The 18,749-nt window shown below is 47.1% G+C and carries 16 protein-coding genes; 7 read left to right on the top strand and 9 right to left on the bottom strand.

All coding sequences use genetic code 11. The features are described 5' to 3' along the window. The first annotated feature begins 16 nt into the window (after positions 1–16). A complete protein-coding gene (locus tag DFQ00_RS10575) occupies positions 17–1,582 on the top strand; it encodes a glycoside hydrolase family 43 protein (RefSeq protein WP_110896440.1) in 1,566 nt (521 codons plus the stop codon). A gap of 292 nt (positions 1,583–1,874) precedes the next feature. Next, positions 1,875–2,594 carry an SDR family NAD(P)-dependent oxidoreductase gene (locus DFQ00_RS10570; RefSeq protein WP_110896439.1) on the top strand — a complete coding sequence of 240 codons (720 nt, stop codon included), beginning with the start codon at positions 1,875–1,877 and terminating at the stop codon, positions 2,592–2,594. Positions 2,595–2,775: 181 nt separating this feature from the next. On the opposite strand, the gene DFQ00_RS10565 is transcribed toward DFQ00_RS10570, so the two are convergent. Continuing rightward, the gene (locus tag DFQ00_RS10565) at positions 2,776–3,810 is read right to left on the bottom strand and encodes a leucine-rich repeat domain-containing protein (protein WP_244213774.1); all 1,035 of its coding nucleotides are present in this window, start codon (positions 3,808–3,810) and stop codon (positions 2,776–2,778) included. Between the two features lie 213 nt (positions 3,811–4,023). Between DFQ00_RS10565 and DFQ00_RS10560 the strand changes: the two genes are divergently transcribed. Both DFQ00_RS10560 and DFQ00_RS10555 read left to right on the top strand, forming a co-directional pair. Next, a complete protein-coding gene (locus DFQ00_RS10560) occupies positions 4,024–6,096 on the top strand; it encodes a methyl-accepting chemotaxis protein (protein WP_110896438.1) in 2,073 nt (690 codons plus the stop codon). Positions 6,097–6,189: 93 nt separating this feature from the next. Then, entirely contained in the window at positions 6,190–7,362 is a 1,173-nt protein-coding gene (locus DFQ00_RS10555) for an aminotransferase class I/II-fold pyridoxal phosphate-dependent enzyme (protein WP_110896437.1), read from the top strand. A gap of 232 nt (positions 7,363–7,594) precedes the next feature. On the opposite strand, the gene DFQ00_RS10550 is transcribed toward DFQ00_RS10555, so the two are convergent. From DFQ00_RS10550 to DFQ00_RS10540, 3 genes are all read right to left on the bottom strand, one after another. Beyond that, positions 7,595–8,137 carry a CueP family metal-binding protein gene (locus tag DFQ00_RS10550; RefSeq protein WP_110896436.1) on the bottom strand — a complete coding sequence of 181 codons (543 nt, stop codon included), beginning with the start codon at positions 8,135–8,137 and terminating at the stop codon, positions 7,595–7,597. A 371-nt stretch (positions 8,138–8,508) separates the two neighbouring features. Then, positions 8,509–9,012, bottom strand: coding sequence for a hypothetical protein (locus DFQ00_RS10545; RefSeq protein WP_110896435.1), 504 nt, complete (start codon positions 9,010–9,012; stop codon positions 8,509–8,511). A gap of 26 nt (positions 9,013–9,038) precedes the next feature. Then, positions 9,039–9,572 carry a hypothetical protein gene (locus tag DFQ00_RS10540; protein WP_110896434.1) on the bottom strand — a complete coding sequence of 178 codons (534 nt, stop codon included), beginning with the start codon at positions 9,570–9,572 and terminating at the stop codon, positions 9,039–9,041. Between the two features lie 179 nt (positions 9,573–9,751). Between DFQ00_RS10540 and DFQ00_RS10535 the strand changes: the two genes are divergently transcribed. Further along, complete coding sequence (locus tag DFQ00_RS10535) at positions 9,752–11,947, top strand: sensor histidine kinase (RefSeq protein WP_244213773.1); 2,196 nt, start codon at positions 9,752–9,754, stop codon at positions 11,945–11,947. Continuing rightward, on the top strand, positions 11,934–12,656 hold the full coding sequence (locus tag DFQ00_RS10530) for a response regulator transcription factor (protein ID WP_110896433.1): 723 nt from the start codon (positions 11,934–11,936) through the stop codon (positions 12,654–12,656). The genes DFQ00_RS10535 and DFQ00_RS10530 overlap by 14 nt, the downstream gene beginning before the upstream one ends. Before the next feature lie 166 nt (positions 12,657–12,822). Here the strand turns inward: DFQ00_RS10530 and DFQ00_RS10525 are convergent, their stop codons facing one another. From DFQ00_RS10525 to DFQ00_RS30130, 3 genes are all read right to left on the bottom strand, one after another. Beyond that, positions 12,823–14,073: a PTS sugar transporter subunit IIC gene (locus DFQ00_RS10525; RefSeq protein WP_110896432.1), complete on the bottom strand. Its 1,251-nt coding sequence runs from the start codon at positions 14,071–14,073 to the stop codon at positions 12,823–12,825. A gap of 198 nt (positions 14,074–14,271) precedes the next feature. After that, positions 14,272–15,564, bottom strand: coding sequence for a hydroxylamine reductase (hcp, locus tag DFQ00_RS10520; RefSeq protein ID WP_110896431.1), 1,293 nt, complete (start codon positions 15,562–15,564; stop codon positions 14,272–14,274). 138 nt (positions 15,565–15,702) lie between these two features. Beyond that, on the bottom strand, positions 15,703–15,837 hold the full coding sequence (locus DFQ00_RS30130; RefSeq protein WP_279630399.1) for a hypothetical protein: 135 nt from the start codon (positions 15,835–15,837) through the stop codon (positions 15,703–15,705). Positions 15,838–16,088: 251 nt separating this feature from the next. Between DFQ00_RS30130 and DFQ00_RS10515 the strand changes: the two genes are divergently transcribed. Beyond that, positions 16,089–17,438, top strand: coding sequence for an MFS transporter (locus tag DFQ00_RS10515; RefSeq protein WP_110896430.1), 1,350 nt, complete (start codon positions 16,089–16,091; stop codon positions 17,436–17,438). 69 nt (positions 17,439–17,507) lie between these two features. Here the strand turns inward: DFQ00_RS10515 and DFQ00_RS10510 are convergent, their stop codons facing one another. Together DFQ00_RS10510 and DFQ00_RS10505 are read right to left on the bottom strand one after the other, a co-directional pair. Further along, positions 17,508–18,050, bottom strand: coding sequence for an SMI1/KNR4 family protein (locus tag DFQ00_RS10510; protein ID WP_244213772.1), 543 nt, complete (start codon positions 18,048–18,050; stop codon positions 17,508–17,510). Further along, complete coding sequence (locus DFQ00_RS10505) at positions 18,037–18,693, bottom strand: DUF2625 family protein (protein WP_110896428.1); 657 nt, start codon at positions 18,691–18,693, stop codon at positions 18,037–18,039. Before DFQ00_RS10505 ends, DFQ00_RS10510 begins: the two co-directional genes overlap by 14 nt. Positions 18,694–18,749: the final 56 nt, after the last annotated feature.

Below are 18,749 nucleotides of genomic sequence, written 5' to 3'. Positions count from 1 at the left end.
CCAGGGAGGCATTGTTATGTGGAAAAAAATCGGAGTCCTGCTGCTCACAATTCCCTTGCTTTTGACAACACTGCCCCTTACCCAGCAGTCCGCCTATGCGGCTACCTTTAACAATCCGGTGCTTTATGCAGACGTGCCGGACAGTGACGTCATTCGTGTAGGCAACGCCTTTTACATGACCAGCACCACCATGCATATGAATCCAGGCGTACCTGTCATGAAATCCTACGACCTGGTCAACTGGAGTATTGTGAACTATGTCTATACCACACTCGGCAACGGCGATGTGCAGAATCTGAATAATGGTCAAAATGAGTATGGACGTGGCTCCTGGGCCAGCAGCCTTCGCTACAACAACGGCACCTATTATGTAGCCTTCGGCTCACTTTCTACGGGCAGGACCTACATCTACCAGACGAGCAATATTGAAACCGGACCGTGGACGCCATATACATTAAACAGCTATTATCATGATCCGTCCCTGCTTTTCGATGGAAACCGCACCTTTCTTGTACATGGCAGTGATAACATCAGTATCGTTGAATTAACTCCTGATGCGAAGGCCGTTAAATCCGGGGGATTGAATCAGGTCCTGATCTCGAATGCCAGCAGTATCGCTGGCTCCAATATGATCGTGAAGGCAGAAGGGGCACATATCCAGAAGATTAACGGAATGTATTACGTATTCCTCATCGCCTGGCCTGCGGGTGATGGACGCATACAGCTTGCTTATCGCGCAAATACGTTGACAGGACCCTACACTGGAAAAGTTGTGTTAAGAGATTCCGGTATTGCCCAGGGCGGCATCGTAGATACGGCCTCCGGGGCCTGGTATGGCATGCTGTTCCGTGACAGTGGAGCCGTCGGGCGAATTCCTTATCTGGTTCCAGTGACCTGGTCTGACAACTGGCCTGTATTCGGGGTTAACGGCAAGGTTCCAATGACCATTAACTTGCCAATTGAAGGACAGCCAACGACCAACATTTACGGCTCGGATGAATTTAATACCGCTTCTGGCAATTCTGGTCTCTCGAAATTTTGGCAGTGGAATCACAATTCGGATGCCAGCAAATGGTCCTTGAGTCAACGCCCTGACTTCTTGCGTTTAACAACAGGCAAGCTCAGCAAAAATATTATGGAAGCACGCAATACGCTGACACAGCGAGCTATTGGACCCAAAAGCACTGGCGTTACCGCACTCGAAACAGCGGGCATGAAGGATGGCGACTATGCGGGACTGGCAGCATTTCAGGCCAAATACGGTTTTGTCGGTGTGAAAATGAACGGCAATACCAAAGCCATCGTCATGGTCAATGCCAGCTCCGGCACAATGACTGAAGTCGCAAATGTACCTTTGAATCAAAACAGGGTCTATCTGCGAGTCATCTGTGATTTTACGAATCAAACGGATAAGGCGTATTTTGCCTACAGTCTGAATGGTACCAGCTGGACTACCATTGGCAACACACTACAAATGTCGTACACGTTACCGCACTTTATGGGCTATCGGTTTGCATTGTTTAACTATGCGACCAAGTCTACCGGAGGGTACGCCGACTTCGACTTTTTCCGTATGGAGTAACCTTCAGCCAGCCTTTAATTAAAGTTACGCTGTACGTAATTACATTCGGATGGCCTGGACTTCACTTACCGTGAAGCCAGGTCATTTTGGTTTTGGTTTTTGATTCTCATTTTCTGAACTGCCTGATATATCGAATGTATCCTTTCGCACTTTGGTCAATTTCTTTCCGAAACATGAAACATCTCTCATTCAACCTTCATGTTCCATACAACTCCTTTATAGTAAGCTTTATGGTAATGCCATATTAATAACCGTGTTGGTACACACGGTCACATAAGGGGGATCTTCAAGGATGAAAAATTTCATTGTGTTTGGGGCCAGTAAAGGACTAGGTGATGCATTTGTCAGAGGATTGCCGCAGGCTGGTGATAAAGTATGGGTTGTATCTCGTAGCCAGCCGGAAAGCCTAAAGCTGAACGATGGAGTGCAGCGTATATGGATTCAGGCGGATCTATCCGAGCTTCAGGCGGGCAAACACATTGCAGAACAGCTACGCGGCGAAACACTGGATGTGCTTATTTATAACGTGGGCATCTGGGAAAAGGAAGGCTTCGAGGAGCATTATACCTTTGATCAGGATGACCCTGCCGATATTCAACAGCTGATTCATGTCAATGTAACGTCCACCATTGTATGTATACAGGCACTACTGCCTCAATTGCGGCTATCGGCGGCAGGCAAAATTATTGTTATTGGCTCAACCGCCGGTTTAAGCAATGCGGGCAGTACACAGGTTTCTTTTGTCGCCTCCAAGTTTGCATTACGGGGTATTACAGAGGCTTTGCGGGAACATACAAGGCAGGATCGCATCGCGGTAACCTGCATTAATCCAGGAGAACTGGCAGCAGAAATTCCGTATGACGCAGGTCCAGAACGCGCATTATCCGAGTACGGCGGCACACGCATCCCTCTTCAGGACATCGTATCCATCGTGCAGTGTATTGTCAGCCTGTCCAACGCAGCCTGTGTCAAGGAGATTAACGTGCCTGCGCTTACCGATCTGAACACGTAAGGCAGCAGGCTGATTCCAAGCTGCTCCCTTTATCCGCCTGGCAGCATTTGTATCTGCTCACTGGATTGTGTATTGGGTTGTCTTGGATTCGATTAGATACACCTGGAATGGATTAGGGATACGACTTCGCATTCGATTCGACTACATTCTAATCTGATCGCTATTCCCTTCGCATTATTCTCTATGTCAAGTATCGGGATATATGCTCGATCGCCATGGATTGTACTTGAGCTTGTTCAGGAATATGCTCATACAGGATGTGTGACTTCCCTTGCCGTATGAGCTGTTCACGCATAGCAGCGATGCGTCCTTTATTAAAATCGATGAAGCGAAAATCAATCTGACGCAGCCGCTCAAGCTCGGACAGCCGGACGAATGATTCTGCTTTGAGTGCAGTATTGATCTCCTTCAGCTCCAGCACTTCAAGAGCTGTGGCCGTCCACAAATACTCCAGATTCCGAAGCGATTTCATATAACTCAGCTCAAGCTGTCTGAGCCGGGGCATTTGCGAGAAATCACATAATTGCTCCAGCTTGGACAAGGATAAATGCAGGAATTCCAGGCCATGCATACGTTCCAGTCCATGGATACTTGTCAGTTTTCGCACGGAGCTAAGCTTGAGTATACGGATGGATGACGGTGCCAATATCTCCAGTTCGCTTCTCAACTCACAGTTATCAAGAGACAAATATTGAAGCCTCGGAAGCGCTGCTAATACATCAAGACAATCGACTGGGCAGTTCAGGATAAGCGTCTCCAGAGACTTACATTTCTCAATCGAGGTCTTGCTTTCAAATTTCCCATGCAGCTCAAGATACGTTAACTGTGTGAAATGTTCAATAAAACTCAAATCCGTTTCCTTGGCAGGGGAGCTTATGATTAGAAAATGCATCTGACTCATTGTACCTAAAATAGTAAAATCCTGCTTCTGGGAAACATGCAGCTGTAAAGCAGATACATGTTTCAGCTGCGCCAATCGTCCGAGGAAACTGGATTCGTACTTTGCTTTGACATCTGCATTAGAGATGTGAAGAATGAGATCGGGTCTGACCGAGAAAACCTTCGCATCCAAATGGGCCAGATCCTCAACCGTATCCACACCGACGCGAAAATGAACCGTCGCCCTGCGCCGCAAATGCTGAACGGCCTGATTCATCTTCTCTTCATTCCAGGGCATGCCTTGCATGGAAGCATGCCAAAGCTGGGTCATCTTCATCTTTCTTCCTCCTGTCTCCACTTATATCTCAATCAGACTCCATCACTTTATTCCATTATAAACAAAATGCATTGAAGGAACGATCCTCCAAATTACATCAAAATTTAATTAAAACATTTTGATGTAATGAAAATATACATAATTCTATACCATATGCCGACATATAACTCAGGAGTTTAGCACTTCTTAATTAAACATCTGGGGAGATGGAACATGTTAAACATTTTCAAAAAACGGGGAAAAACGGGGACACGCAAATCCAGTATGGCTAATACGCTGTCCGTTGTGTTGTTAGTCATCATTGTCGTTGTGTTCGCTGTACTTGGCACATTTGTGTTCACCAGTACAAAAAACATTATGGTTCAACAGCAAGAATCTATGCTTCAGACCAAAACACAAGCCATCGTCAGTGAATTCGATGCACTGTTCAAAGAAAAAGGCGCATTGGTCAAGCAAATGTCTACGAACAAACTGTTCAAGCAATACATAGAAACAACAAAATCAGCAGCAGAAGCATCCACATCCACTTATGCTGAGGAAACCAAGGAAACACTCGCCGCTATTGTGGCAGCCGAGCCTTCTTTTGCCGATGCATGGGTTGCGGGGATGGATGGAAAAGGCTTCTGGATTCAAAATGACGGCGTTGTCTCTGCACCTGACTTTGATATTCAGGCTCGCCCATACTACCAGCCGGTCAAAGCTGCAGATGGACTTTATTATTCAGATCCCTACATCGACGTTGCAGCGGGTAGTGTGCTTATGGGGATTTTCTATCCAATCAAGGATGAGAACAACAATATGATTGGTTTTGTAGCTGCCGACATTGCATTTAAAGATATTCCGAATATCATGAAAAGTTATTCGTTGGGCAGTACGGGTTATTCCATTTTGCTCTCCAGGAGCGGAGAAATTCTGTACCACCCGGATGAGAGCAAGGTGCTGAAGGAGAACATTGTGAATAGTCAAGGCGATATGGCCGAAATAGGTAAAAAGATGATCGCTGGAGAATCGGGCGTAACCTTGATGAATGACAATGGGGAACATCGTTACATCGGCTATGCGACCAGCAAAGATACCGGATGGTCAGTAGGCTTGACCATTGCAGAAAAAGAGGTTTTGGATGAGCTTGGCAAGTTTACCTCCTTTACTGTCGGAGGATTTATTGTGGCTACATTGTTACTTGTAATTATTAGCAATATCACCCTTCGTCGTCAGCTGCGCACGATACCGCAGTTACTGGGCAAGATCAAACAGATTGAGCAAGGTGATCTGACGGTTAAACTGGATATCAAGTCCACGAATGAGATTGGACAGATTGCCGAAGGATTGAACACTATGGTGCATAAAATTCAGGGTATGCTGCAAATCGTGGGCAATTCAGCGCAAATTCTCAATCAATCATCCAATGACCTGCAAGCCATATCTTCAAGAACCGCAGTGACGATGAATGATACATCCACGGCGATTAATGAAATTGCCAACGCAACCAACTATCAATCCATTGAAACCGAAAATATTTTACGCAAAACGGGCTCATTATCGAACCAGATTGATGAGATTGCTGCGGATGCACAGGCTATGGGAGCTATGGTACAGACCTCTGCCGATCAGAGCGGTCATGGGCTTGCCGTCGTAGAGCAATTATCCAAATGGTCCGATGAAAACAATGCCTCAACTCAGGCGGTCTCCTCTATAATTCAGGAGATTGATCTCAGCCGGAATGAAATATCCAGCTTTGTGGATACAGTGAAACAAATCGCCTCACAAACCAATCTGCTTGCCCTCAATGCTTCCATTGAGGCCGCACGTGCTGGAGAGCATGGCAGAGGATTCGCCGTTGTAGCGGAAGAGGTTCGTAAGCTGGCTGAACAGACTGCACTGGCGACAGAGGAAATTAACAAGAAGGTCAATGTTATTGAAGAGAAAACCTCTCTATCAGTTGAACACACCATGCGCGGTCTGAAAATTGCGGAAGAGAACGCCAAGTCCGTGGAGAATACCCAGCAAGTATTCTACACCATTAACAAGGACCTGAAAGAGCTCCAGCTCCGCATGAAACAGATCACAAACAGTACAACCACTGTGCATCAGCACAAGGACGAAATTTTTCAGGCTCTGGAGATTATCTCCTCAACCACCGAGGAGAATTCTGCTTCAACAGAAGAGGTCAGTGCAAGTACACAGGAACAGCTCGATAGCATTAAGCAGGTGGCTGATCTTTCCGATGAGTTGAATCAGCTGTCTGCCAAGCTACGGGACGAATTGAGTCACTTCAAGGTGGAATAGACGGCACAGCTCTCTGCTCTTCTCTTTTGTGCGTTATGCATTTATTATTAATAAATATGCGTACGAAGAGCATTGGAGGCTGATGGAATCAACATGAAATTTGCTAAACGAATGAATCACTTTAGTGAAGGCATCTTCACCAAGCTGCTGGATATCAAACGTCGCCGGCTGGAACATGGACAGCCCGTCATTGATCTTAGTGTCGGAACCCCAAACATTCCACCGGCCCAGCATATTATGAATGCACTCTGTGAGGCCGCGGCTGATCCAGCCAATTATATTTACGCAGTGAATGACCAAAGTGAACTGCTGCAAGCGGCAAGCGAGTGGTATCAAGAACGATACCACGTCGAACTGGACCCGCAAACAGAAATCTGTTCACTGCTCGGCTCTCAGGAGGGGCTTGCACATATCTCCCTCTCGATCGTAGATGAGGGCGATCTCGTGCTGGTTCCTGATCCCTGTTATCCGGTGTTCGCAGATGGTCCTCTTCTGGCTGGGGCAGAGCTCTATTACTTGCCGCAAAAAGAAGAGCACAACTACGTTATTCAGCTGCATGAAATTCCTGAAGCTGTCGCACAGCGGGCAAAATTCATGCTGGTATCGTATCCGAACAACCCGACTACAGCGATGGCTCCCGACTCCTTTTATGGAGAGCTGATTGCCTTTGCCAAAAAATATAACATTATCGTGCTTCACGACAATGCATACAGTGAGCTTGTTTTTGACGGTAAAACATGTGGTAGCTTTCTGGCTTACCCCGGTGCCATGGATGTGGGAATCGAATTCAACTCCCTGTCCAAAACGTATGGACTGGCCGGAGCAAGAATCGGATTCTGTCTAGGCAACGCTGCCGTTGTCAGTACGCTGAAAAAACTGAAATCCAATATGGATTATGGTATGTTTATTCCGATTCAGCGGGCGGCCATCTCTGCCATTACAGGCGACCAAAGTGATGTGGCACGAGTACGGGCAATCTATGAGGAACGGCGTGATATGCTGTGTGAAGGTTTTGCTAAACTCGGATGGGCAATTAACAAACCGGAAGCGACGATGTTTATCTGGACACGGATTCCTGCCCATTACGATACATCGGAGCAGTTTGCGACCGACCTCGTTACCAAAGCAGGAGTCATCGTTACTCCGGGCAGTGCCTTTGGGCCATCAGGCGAAGGCTACGTCAGACTTGCTCTCGTTCAGGATATTGAACAGTTGCAGCAAGCGCTTGATGCTGTTGGAGAAAGTGGTATCCTTATTACGGATTAGGTCAGGCTGCTAAGCTTTACTGCAAAAAGTCAAAGCATCAAGCCATATTAAAGGGTTTGGTGCTTTTTGGCCTGCTGTCATCTCAGCTTATCTCACTATTATGGAGGCAACGCTCCCCATCATTGCTCAATTGATCAGCATACGTGATGATGGATCGTTCTTCAGATGCATGCTCAACAAGCAATCCATCCCATCCCCCGTATTCAATAAGCTTGACTGGCTTGAGAATACCTTACATCAACTGCATTGTTGTGATGCAGTTTTGATCATTTTTGTAGGTAGACAGCTGCGTCTCCGCCACCTTTCCGTCCTGAACAATACGGATCAGATAGGTTCGATCCCTCGGCACCCATAAATCCATGAACCCGTTCGCTCCAGACTTTAACACTTCATCCTTCATGAATGTGTTCCCTTCTGAATCATGAATCGTCACCGTGAATTCCTCATTCACCATCTCCCCCTGACAGCCCGTTAAACTATGAATTTCACAGGGATGGGTCTGCTGGACGTAAGGAGCAATGGACAGAAAAAATTCATTTTCCGGCAAAGTGTAGCTGGTTTCCTTGTTCCCTGCATCTGTCACTGTTAACGTTGTAGCACTAATCGAAGCAGACTTCGGTTTCTCCCGGCCTGTACTGATGTCCTCCACCAGCTTCCGAATATCCGTCTCTTCAGGCTGCTCAGCCTTATCCCGGCCTGCTGTGTTTGCAATCAGATACGTTCCAAGCAGGATTACAATAGCAACACTAGCAATGATCCATAATGGCTTTTTCATCAGGCAACTCCCTTCTTCTTTCCTCTAATTATATAAAGAAACAACCTTTAAAAGGGATGTGTTCCAGCATCGTTCACCATTTTTTCATATTTTTGGTGCATAGCTATATAGAAAAAGAAGCACGCCCATCACATCTGTGATCAGCTTGCTTCTTTGGTCTTTCTTTCCTCATTTCCTCAGCAGGAATATGGAAGGAATGCTTGGCGGGGATTACTTCGCAGAGGTCGTGCTTGCACGGAGCTGTTCATTCAGCTTCAATACATTTTCAAACTTAAAAATGCGTCCACCTTTTTCGGGTTTGTTGTAAGAACTTGGAATTGGAATCACGTAGTCTTCACCTCCTTTCAGAGTTCATTGGTCATCCCGACAGATCATGTATTCGTTTGAATCTTCAGATACACCAGCAAAGGGTCTAATTCAGCCGTATATACATGCTCCGTTCTACCATTACGTACCTGAACATCAGTACATACGGCAAATTTGCTGTATAACCGATTGATATAACGGTTGTTTGCGGCTGCGTGAAACTGTATGGTCTGAACATGCCTGTTCTCCTCACAAATCCATAAGACGACATCTCGAAGGCCTGCAAAAAACACTCTGCTGCTTCGATACTTTTTGTCCAGTACGGCTGAATCTATAAAGGCAGTATGCAGATCCTCTATGTAACGATATTGAATGAACGCGCTGAGCTGACCCTGATCATTATCGAATAAGAGCAGCTGGGTTTGCTGAATCGTATCCATTAAATGAAATAAAGCATCATGAAGCATATACTGCTCATCGAATTCATCACTGTTGGCCAGATAAAAACGGGCAAAACGGGCATAGTCCTCATCTTGTAAGGATTGATGGCCCTTTAGCTGCAAAATCAAGATGACGTCATCCTTTCCTTACACTTCTAAACACAGACTTCACGATCAAACGAAGCAAGATACGCACGAAGCTCAGCAAGCCTTACCACATAAGCATTTAAAGTACCTGCTTCAAGTGTTTTACTGGATACTTGTTCTGCAAATTTGGAGAAGAGCCGGTGCATGCGAACTTCGTGAGGAGCCCAAAATCGGATTTCCTGTACAGGCACAACCTCATCGACATGTTCATCCAGATGCTGTACTAGAAACCTCAACCCCTCCATAAAAACCCGGCTTCCGCGATATTTTTTTACGATAAAAGCAACCTGTAGCTGAACCACATGCTGATCCTCATAATTCCGCTCCCCCGTACCGTGAATAAAGCCAAATGCACCTGCTGGCTCATCTTCCTCATCAAAACACAATATTGCACTACCGGTCATGAATAGCGGACTGGAGATATAACTTAACGTGGTCGAAAAAGAATAAGGTAAATTTAATTCACTATAATGAGCCAGCAAAAAGTCCATATAGCGATGCTGGTACATAAATGTTATACAGTCCGAAAAGTAATACTTCATAAACCAATTCCCTTCCTCGTTGCCGGGCCTTAATGCCTATGTATTATGTGGACTATTGTACTTAGAGAAGTTTAAGTTTTGTTTAAGTTCATTGAGATTCAAGAACTTTTTCTTTCGACAAGCCCAACATCCATCTATAATAAAATATACAAATCCCCCTTGGCCGGAGGTCAAACCTGATGAAACAAAGCAAATCGGCATATGGTCTTATCCTCAAACATCCTGTCATGCTGGTTGGCCTGATGCTACTCTTTACTGCCATAGTCCTACTGAATCAATGGAGCCAGAAGGAGAGTATGTCATCCTCGGTTCCCATGACTCCTCCTGCTGCCAAGCAGGGAATGCTGGATTGGTCCAATCTGTATACGGATCAAGAAGAAAGCATCCCGCTGGATGGAGAATGGGAATTTTACTGGCGTCAGCTACTGGAGCCAACAGATTTCCAAGCCGCTCATACACCTGTATCCAATCTCGTGGAGCTGCCTGCACCGTGGACAAATTATTCGGATAACAGCGGTGGGTTTCTGTCCAGTGAAGGCTATGCAACATACCGGCTGCGTATCCTGCTCCCGCAGGAATTAAGCGAGGGGGCTCATCCTCTCGCGCTTTATCCCAAGAGCATTGCATCCGCTTACCGCATCTGGATCAATGGTCACCTTGTCGGCGGGAATGGCATTGTGGGTACGAACCGGATATCCGAGACCCCGAAAAGTTATCCTGAAGTTGTTTATTTTCAACCACGGACGGACTGGAACGAGATCATTATTCAAGTATCAAACTTCTCTCAGCGCAATGCAGGAATATGGCAGCACATCGAGCTGGGCTCAGCCGACAGCATCTCCTGGACCCGGATTCTGCATGTCTCTGCACAATCCGGTATTGTTGGCATTTTCGGCGTGATGGCACTGTACTACGCATTTGTCTTCTGGAATCGAAAAAAAGAAACCTCTGCACTGTTGTACAGTCTGCTCTGTATGGCGGTTGGTGTACGTACTGTAGTGCTTGGTGAATCTACTGCACTTTACCTGCTGCCCAGGTTGCCTTGGGAATGGGCGGTCAAAGCAGAATACATATCTGTTGCCATGACAGCTCTATTACTAATCTTGTTTATTAACCGGGAATACCCTGCGGAAGCCGTGCGCCAAGTCTCAGTCGTATCCGGCGTTATTCTGCCCGGCTGCATACTGCTATTTCTAATGACACCAGCACATGTATACACATATCTGTTAACGCCCTTTACATGGGGAGTTTTGTTTCCGGCTCTGCTGTACACGCTGTACATCTATCTCCGATCTGCGACAAAGCGCAGAAAAGGGGCGGTTAGCAGCATGATTGGCTTCCTGTTTTTCATGGCATTCGCTCTGAATGATATGCTGTTCTACACGGTCCATCTGCCCACAGAGGATATGCTGTCTATAGGGCTGCTGGTGTTCCTGCTAACCCAGGCATATAATCTCTCATCTCGTTTCTCGCGAGCATTACATGAATCAGAGCAATTATCACTACAGCTTCAGGAAACCAATCAACATCTGGAGCAGATCATCGAGGAACGAACAAGGTCACTGCGACGGACAAATGCGGAGCTTCAGGAGGCCAATCAAAAAATGTCTGATGCCGAGTTGTTCCGTACCCGACTGCTGTCCAATATCTCTCACGAATTGAGTACACCCATCACTTCGATTAAAGGCTTTGCCAAGGCGCTCCGGGATGGTATTATTACAGCCGATGCTCCGAAATATGTGAATCGGATCTACACCCGTTCGGTTATGCTCGAACGAATGATCCATGATCTGATTGACCTGACAAAGCTGGAGACGCATCAGGTACAATTCAGGATGCAGAACGTATATGTCATTCCATTTATGCAAGAGCTATTCCTTAAATATGAAACGGATGTTCAGGCAAACGGCATTCAGTACATAATGGATTTGCCTGCAGGATCGGACCTGCTGACTACCGGGAGCGAAGATTGGCTCGTGCAGTTGGACCCGATACGAATGGAACAAGTATTATCCAACCTGATCTCCAATGCACTGCGTTTTACTTCCCCTGCGGGCATCATTCATGTAAATTTGAGGTTAACTGAAGCTCCCGAGACGGAGAAGGGCTGGATGGCATGCATTTGTGTTAAGGACACAGGTGTAGGCATCCTGCCCGAATGGCAGGAACGGATCTTCGAACGCTTCGAACAGGCCAGCCCGCCCTCCGTTCAGGACGAGCATAAAGGGTCGGGGCTAGGGCTGGCCATCTGCAAGGAAATTATGCACTATCATCATGGAGACATAGGGGTAAGCAGCAAGCCGGGCTCGGGCAGTGAATTCTGCTTCCGACTACCTGCGTGGAAAGGAAGGTTGTCGCCGCATGACAAGCCATGAAGAAAAACGTCATATTCTCATCGTGGAGGATGATACAGATATTGCGGAGCTGGTACAGATTTATTTACATCATCAGCATTACAGCACTTCTGTAGCGCATACGTTAAAGGATGCATCCAGGCTGTTCGAAGAGCATGCTCCCGATCTCATACTGTGTGATATCGTCCTCCCCGATGGACTGGGGACAGATTGGGTGCAGCTGCTCAGAGAAAAAACAGAGCTGCCGGTTATTTTCCTAAGCAGCCGGCAGGAGACTGAAGATATTATTCAAGGATTAGAAATTGCCGATGACTATATGACCAAACCGTTTGATCCAGACATTATGGTCGCAAGAGTCAAGAAGAGAATTAAATCTTCAAAAATAAATCCACCCTATTCTGACGATTCGAGTGAAAAAGTATGGCGAGATGGCTGGCTGGATATACATTTTGATCGCTATGAGGTAGCCGTTGGAGGGAACGAGCTATCCTTGCCTGCAAAAGAGCTTCAGCTTCTGTTATTGATGGCCGGGCGCCCTGGACATGTTTTCAGCACCGATTACCTGTTTGAACAGATCTGGGGGCTCGACAACTGGAGTGATGTGCGTACCGTCATGGTGCATATGCACCATCTGAGACGTAAGATTGAAAACCCGCTTGACCCTCATCGTTATATTGTGACTGTGCGTGGTGTTGGATACAAATTCCAGACGCGGCAGAATCGCAGATAACTATGCTGCATGAACAGCGCCTCCGCTCCTTTGTCTGTTTAATTTCTTCATCATCAAAAATAACGAACAATAAAGGCTGCTCCATACAAGGTCACAACGGCATGACCTTGTGGAGCAGCCTCTATACTCTATATCGTGAGCGGAACAATCAGAACTTCATTTAACATTACTGCATCTTTCTTCTCATCATCATATAAGCAAATACTGCGGATATCACATAAGCTATGCCTACGCCGATACAAGTATGCAGCATATTCAACGTTCCCTCTTCAATGTAGAACGGAAGCTCCAGCAGACTTCCCGTTCCACCGATCACCAAGGATCTGACGGACAACAAGCCAAAATACAACGCGCCAAATGCACCGCCCAGCATAGCTCCACCAAATGTGGCCCAGCTTCTCATATTTACGGCGTACATTGCAGGCTCAGTTACGCCAAATAATGCGGCTGCACTTGCCCAAAAAGACAGTTTTCTGGACTGCGCCTGCTGGCTGCGTAAACCTGCTGCGAGTGCAGCGCCCGCCTGGGCAACGAAGGCAACCATCATGACGGGAACCAGGATGGTTGAGCCTGTCGTCATCAATTCATGAATCAAAATTGGAATTAACCAGTAATGCATGCCTGTGAGCATAAGAAGAGGCATGAGAGCTCCTAGCAGGATCAACAGGACGGTTGGAGCATCACTAAGAAGCGAGTTGATTCCCTCCGAAAACTGTTCACCACTCCATGTCCCCAACGGGCCAAGCACCATAAGTACAACGGGCACCATCAATCCGAGAGCTAATGCTGGTGCAAGGATACCTTTTAGCCATTCAGGACTGAGACGCTCCACATGTCTTTCCGCCCAGGATACGATAGCGATTGCAGCGATAACCCACAGTGAAGCCGAATAGAAGGGAGCCTGTGACACAAGCGGCACTTTCATAAAATGCACTTCTTCACCGCCGGCCATCAATTGAATCATCTGCGGGTACAGCATCAGTCCCCCTATCGCACCTGCTACATACAGGTTACTTCGCAAACGATGTGCCGTGCTTATTGCAACCAGGACAGGCAACAGATAGAAAGCACTGTCACCGATGGATTTCCAGATCATCCAGGTCTGACCGTTGATAAAAGAAGAACTGTCCGGCTCTCCGAAGGAATAGATAAATGCAATTAAGCCAAGTATACATTTCAGAACTGCTGCGCCCAGAAGCACAGGCATTAAGGGACTAAACACATCTGCAATAAAATGTAACAGCCGTGACAACCTGTTCGCTTTCATGACCTTGTTCTGGGAGCCCTCTTGTACCGCTTGTACTTCTTGCAACTCCTTCTCTTGATCGAGCTCCTTTGCTGCTTTACGTTCCTCCATTCGCTGCTCTTGTTCTACTTTTTGCTGTTCTTGCTTCTTTACTTCCTTGTTATCTTCCATATGTACCTGCTCCTTACGCTACGGTAAATCCGTGTTTTATGATGTATCCTAATTTATATAGACATATCCACGAAAAAACTTCAATAGGATTAAAACACTAATTATCCTGTTTTTTCTTTATTTTTACGCAAAAAGAATGTGGAAAATGCAAAGAACCTGCATCTGGTGCAGGCTCTCGTTCCTTCGATATATTCTAATTCAAGATAAAGCCAGCATAGCGTTCATATCCTCTTCCGCTGTCGTAATCAGCTTCAGACCAAACAGATCTACGAGCACATCCAGAACACCTTGTGAGATGAATTCGGGCGGTTTCGGCCCGATTCGAATATCCTGAATACCCAGACTGAACAGACCAAGCAGGATGGCAACCGCCTTTTGCTCAAACCAGGACAGCACAATGCTGACAGGCAGCTCATTCACGGTGCAGCCAAATGCGTCGGCCAGGGCCATTGCAATTTTCACTGTGGAACCGGAATTATTACACTGACCCAGGTCAATATACCGGGGGATTCCGGTGTTGCCCACTGTGCCGTAATCTACATCATTAAAACGGAATTTGCCGCAGGACGTGGTAAGGATCACCGTATCGTTAGGAAGCGATGTTGCCAGCTCCCGATAATAATGACCTCCCTTACCCGGTGCATCACAACCGGCAATGACGAAGAAACGACGGATATGTCCGTCTTTGACCGCTTGAATAATCTCTGGCGCAAGTCCGATGACTGTCTCGTGATGGTATCCTGTCGTTAATACCTGTTCCGATTGCACATTCGCCGCTGGCAAGGACAGCGCGCGCTTGATCAGAGGTGCGAAGTCTTCTCCCGTAATCTTGGTTACACCCTCAAGTCCAGCTACTTCATAGGAGTAGAAGCGATCCGCATACGTTCCTTTGATCGGCATCACACAGTTGGTTGTTGCCAGAATGGCACCGGGAAATTCCTCAAACAGTCTGCGCTGATCATACCAGGCCTTGCCGATGTTTCCTTTGAGATGAGCGTATTTCTTCAAAGCAGGATAACCGTGTGCTGGCAGCATTTCCGAGTGAGTGTAGATGTTGATGCCCTTGCCTTCTGTCTGGCGAAGCAGTTCTTCCAGGGCATACAGATTATGACCCGTTACTACGATGCACTGCCCTTCGATCCGGTTCTGGCTCACGGTAATCGGCTGTGGAATACCAAACCTGTCGGTATGCGCACGATCCAGTACATCCATAATTCGAATAGCTGCATTCCCTACTTTCATCGCCATCTCCAGATGCTCCTGCTGATTGAAATTGGAGTTGGTGAGCGTCATATACAAGGCCTCATGTGTAATTCGATCCACCTCAGGATCGGAATAACCCAACTGCCGTGCATGTGTGGCATACGCCGCAATGCCCTTGAGCGCAAAAATCATCGTATCCTGCAAGCTGGAAATCGTTTCATTTTTACCACATACCCCGATCACTTTACATCCACCGCTCGGTGTCTGCTCACATTGATAACAAAACATAAATATCCCCCTCCATATCTGGTTTAAACGCTCTTCGTTATAAAATCAGCGTACCAGACATGGGCAGTCACAAGTGTGATGAAGCACACAGTTTCACCTTCGGTGCATGGATTAATTTTCCATTAAAATATCTAGTGATTAATTACGATTGTACAGGTGCTCGATGATTTTTTGCTGCAATCGGCTGCTCTCCCTCATTTCTATATAATTCAGTGTCAGTAGAACCGTGATCAGGAGCAGAAAAACAGCCACAGTAACTCGAAACTTGTCCATTGTACCGTCCCCCTGTATTCCATACATTGTATTGATACGCCATCCTGCTCCGCTTACGTCTAATTCAAACTTCAATATGTGTTGTTGTCCTTACCCTGATTTTTACGAAAAATTATGACATTATTGCCATATATACAATTGAGGTGTAAAATAAACTATTGCTTTGTAGCAATTTACTATGCCCGAGCATAGATGAAACTCATTTTATTTCCATTAATATGATTACCCTATATACAGACAGGAATGGTTACGTGAAAGATAAAATTGTAATGCCGCTCTGGACCTGCTGCTTGTTCATCGTGGTGATGAACACCACCATGTTTAATGTGTCGCTGCCGGTTATTATTCGCGATCTGAAGATCACGTCCGACCTGGGGTCCTGGGTCATCTCCAGTTATTCCATCGGATATGCTTTATCAACCGTGATTTACAGTCGTCTGTCGGACCGTTTTCCAATTCGCAGACTGGTGACGATAGGTTTGCTGATTCTCGGCTGCTCATCCTTGCTGGGTTTGTTCGCACACAACTTTGCCTTGCTGCTCACAACACGTATTTTGCAATCAGCAGGTGCCGGTGTGATGGCCGGGCTCGGACTGGTTATTGCGAGCCGCTACATCCCGATTGAACGACGCGGTGCAGCGCTGGCACTCATCTCATCAGGCAGTGCGATGGCCTTTGGACTTGGCCCCATTGTCGGCGGTCTGATCAGTGAGTATTGGGGCTGGAACGGGCTGTTTGCCATAACGGTACTAGTGCTGCTTGCCCTGCCAATACTGCTTTATTTTCTGCCACGAGAAGCCGTCAACCGCGAGACCCCCTTCGATCTGGCTGGTGCCATGCTCACCATAATCAATGCAACTACCCTGCTGGTGGCGATTACACAGCGCTCATGGATATGGCTGATGGTTGGCGTCGTTTCACTGGGGGCGCATATTCTGTATATTCGCAAGGCAAATCTTCCTTTTGTGAACCCACATGTCTTTCGAACACCAGGCTTCGCCCGGCTTATTCTCATTGGCTTCTGCGTGCTGGTGGTTAATCTTGGAAATCTGTTTCTCATGCCGTTAGTGCTTGCCGATCTGTATCATCGCTCTGCCCTTTCCATTGGCCTGCTGATCGCTCCGGGCGCTCTCATATCCGCCTTCTGCACTCGTTATGTCGGGCGCTGGATTGATCGGTATGGTAATATGCGTTTTATGCTGATTGGACAAAGCATACTCGCTGCGGTGCTCCTGTTGTTCATGCTTGGACTTGACCAATCGGCCCTGATCATCACCGGCGGTTATGTGTTCTTCTCGCCAGCGCTGTCAGCATCCATGGCCTCCCTGAACAACGAAGCCTCACGTATATTGCCCAAACATCAGATCGGCTCAGGCATGGGCCTGCTACAGCTGATTCAGTTCTTCGGCGGTTCGGTATCTGTTGCTGTGTGTGGAATGTTACTCCATGGCGTACCTGGCTTCTCGGCAGAGCAAGCCTACCCTGTCGTATACGGCTGTCTGTTATTCGTATGTGTCGTTTCACTTGCACTGACCTTATGGCACAGCAAAGCAGCCTCCTATGCTAATCGTGATATCACTCCCGCTTCGTCTGCACGTTAATGTTAATACAGCATACTGCAAAAGGGCTCGCATATGCTTGCGAGCCCTTGATCCATGTTGATTCTAATGTTATCCCAGCGAGGGCCTCGCCTGAAGAAGCGTAACAAATGCCTCAAAATGCGTAGCAATCGGCTGCACATTTTCCTCCATGAACCGCTGTGCCTCCTCACTCGTGTCCGCTTCACTTTCGGCGTCTTCACGCACCATGGCCAGTTCATGCTCCATGAAGAGCACTGAGGGCGTCTCTTTGTTCTGACGATAGTCCAGCAAGTAGTTGTTGCCGCTGCTTACACTCCACACGATCGGAATAATCCACTGCGGATCAGGATTAACTTCATCCACCAGCTCCGCATTATTGGCAATAAACTGATCATCCAGCAGATGAAAACGAATATCCCAATCCTGCACCTCCGTACCCTGCATCCGATCAAAAGACATACCACCATGAAGTTGTATAAAGTCCAGATAACCTTGTGGAAATTGAATACCATAATGCTGCTGAATGCGAATCACCTTTGCATCTGCATCATTCATGCCAATCCACTCCTCCTTCGAGCCTGGTAAGTCGCTAACAGACTTCACCTGCTCCATGTTCACGTCACTTTGCTTCAAGCGCAGTTTTCCAGGCTTCAGTGATATGAATCGGCGCCTTGCTGCTGCTCTCTCCGCCGCCTTCCTTCGTCCATAGCGGGGGATAATATGCAAACACTTGTCCCGTTCCGAGCTGTGTCATATCCTCCTGCCACCCTTTCCAGCGAAACGTTTCATAAAACAGCTGCAAATCTCCCTCTGCCAGCCAAGTCATAAACTCCGAATAGGATAGATCTGTCGCTTCCCATTCAAGCGCGTCAGGAGCAAAATAGTAAACCTGTCCTGTGCCGCCATATTTGCCAGTATCCAGCGCAAAGAAACCACCTGCCACATCATATGCAACAACCATCATGCCTGTAAGCACGGGTAATGCAGGCTCATCACTCAGGCCATTCCAGCGAGTCAAGCTGCCATGCCCATTTTCATCGCCAGCACCCAGCAGTGTAATCCAGCCATGATCCACGACAATCCCCTGCGTCTCATAGGCCACCGCTCCAAGATAGGAGCGAGTGCTTACTTGCAGCCGGTACAATGCCTCCTCTCCCAGTTTCTGTTGTGCAGGAACATAGGTATATGTATGTTCTCCCTGATCAAGAAGCTCCTTGAGCTCCGGCCAGGCATGATTCTCTCGGTCCATTAATTCCTTAGCAGATAACCTGTTCATTTTTTGATCAACACCTCTCCCAGTTCCACGATTTTTCTAAAGCATAACATGGCTTA

Source organism: Paenibacillus barcinonensis (assembly GCF_003217495.1).
In the GTDB taxonomy this organism is placed as follows: Bacteria; Bacillota; Bacilli; order Paenibacillales; family Paenibacillaceae; genus Paenibacillus; species Paenibacillus barcinonensis.
The sequence above is the reverse complement of the archived record's forward strand: the minus strand, read 5'-3'. Positions and strand labels throughout refer to the sequence as shown.

What these genes read in the sequence shown, in the direction of transcription:
- DFQ00_RS10540 (WP_110896434.1), bottom strand. Translation starts at nt 9,572, where the DNA reads ATGAAGTATTACTTTTCGGACTGTATAACATTTATGTACCAGCATCGC.
- DFQ00_RS10560 (WP_110896438.1), top strand. Translation starts at nt 4,024, where the DNA reads ATGTTAAACATTTTCAAAAAACGGGGAAAAACGGGGACACGCAAATCC.
- DFQ00_RS10550 (WP_110896436.1), bottom strand. Translation starts at nt 8,137, where the DNA reads ATGAAAAAGCCATTATGGATCATTGCTAGTGTTGCTATTGTAATCCTG.
- DFQ00_RS10535 (WP_244213773.1), top strand. Translation starts at nt 9,752, where the DNA reads ATGAAACAAAGCAAATCGGCATATGGTCTTATCCTCAAACATCCTGTC.
- DFQ00_RS30130 (WP_279630399.1), bottom strand. Translation starts at nt 15,837, where the DNA reads ATGGACAAGTTTCGAGTTACTGTGGCTGTTTTTCTGCTCCTGATCACG.
- DFQ00_RS10565 (WP_244213774.1), bottom strand. Translation starts at nt 3,810, where the DNA reads ATGAAGATGACCCAGCTTTGGCATGCTTCCATGCAAGGCATGCCCTGG.
- DFQ00_RS10555 (WP_110896437.1), top strand. Translation starts at nt 6,190, where the DNA reads ATGAAATTTGCTAAACGAATGAATCACTTTAGTGAAGGCATCTTCACC.
- DFQ00_RS10505 (WP_110896428.1), bottom strand. Translation starts at nt 18,693, where the DNA reads ATGAACAGGTTATCTGCTAAGGAATTAATGGACCGAGAGAATCATGCC.
- DFQ00_RS10530 (WP_110896433.1), top strand. Translation starts at nt 11,934, where the DNA reads ATGACAAGCCATGAAGAAAAACGTCATATTCTCATCGTGGAGGATGAT.
- DFQ00_RS10525 (WP_110896432.1), bottom strand. Translation starts at nt 14,073, where the DNA reads ATGGAAGATAACAAGGAAGTAAAGAAGCAAGAACAGCAAAAAGTAGAA.
- hcp (WP_110896431.1), bottom strand. Translation starts at nt 15,564, where the DNA reads ATGTTTTGTTATCAATGTGAGCAGACACCGAGCGGTGGATGTAAAGTG.
- DFQ00_RS10575 (WP_110896440.1), top strand. Translation starts at nt 17, where the DNA reads ATGTGGAAAAAAATCGGAGTCCTGCTGCTCACAATTCCCTTGCTTTTG.
- DFQ00_RS10570 (WP_110896439.1), top strand. Translation starts at nt 1,875, where the DNA reads ATGAAAAATTTCATTGTGTTTGGGGCCAGTAAAGGACTAGGTGATGCA.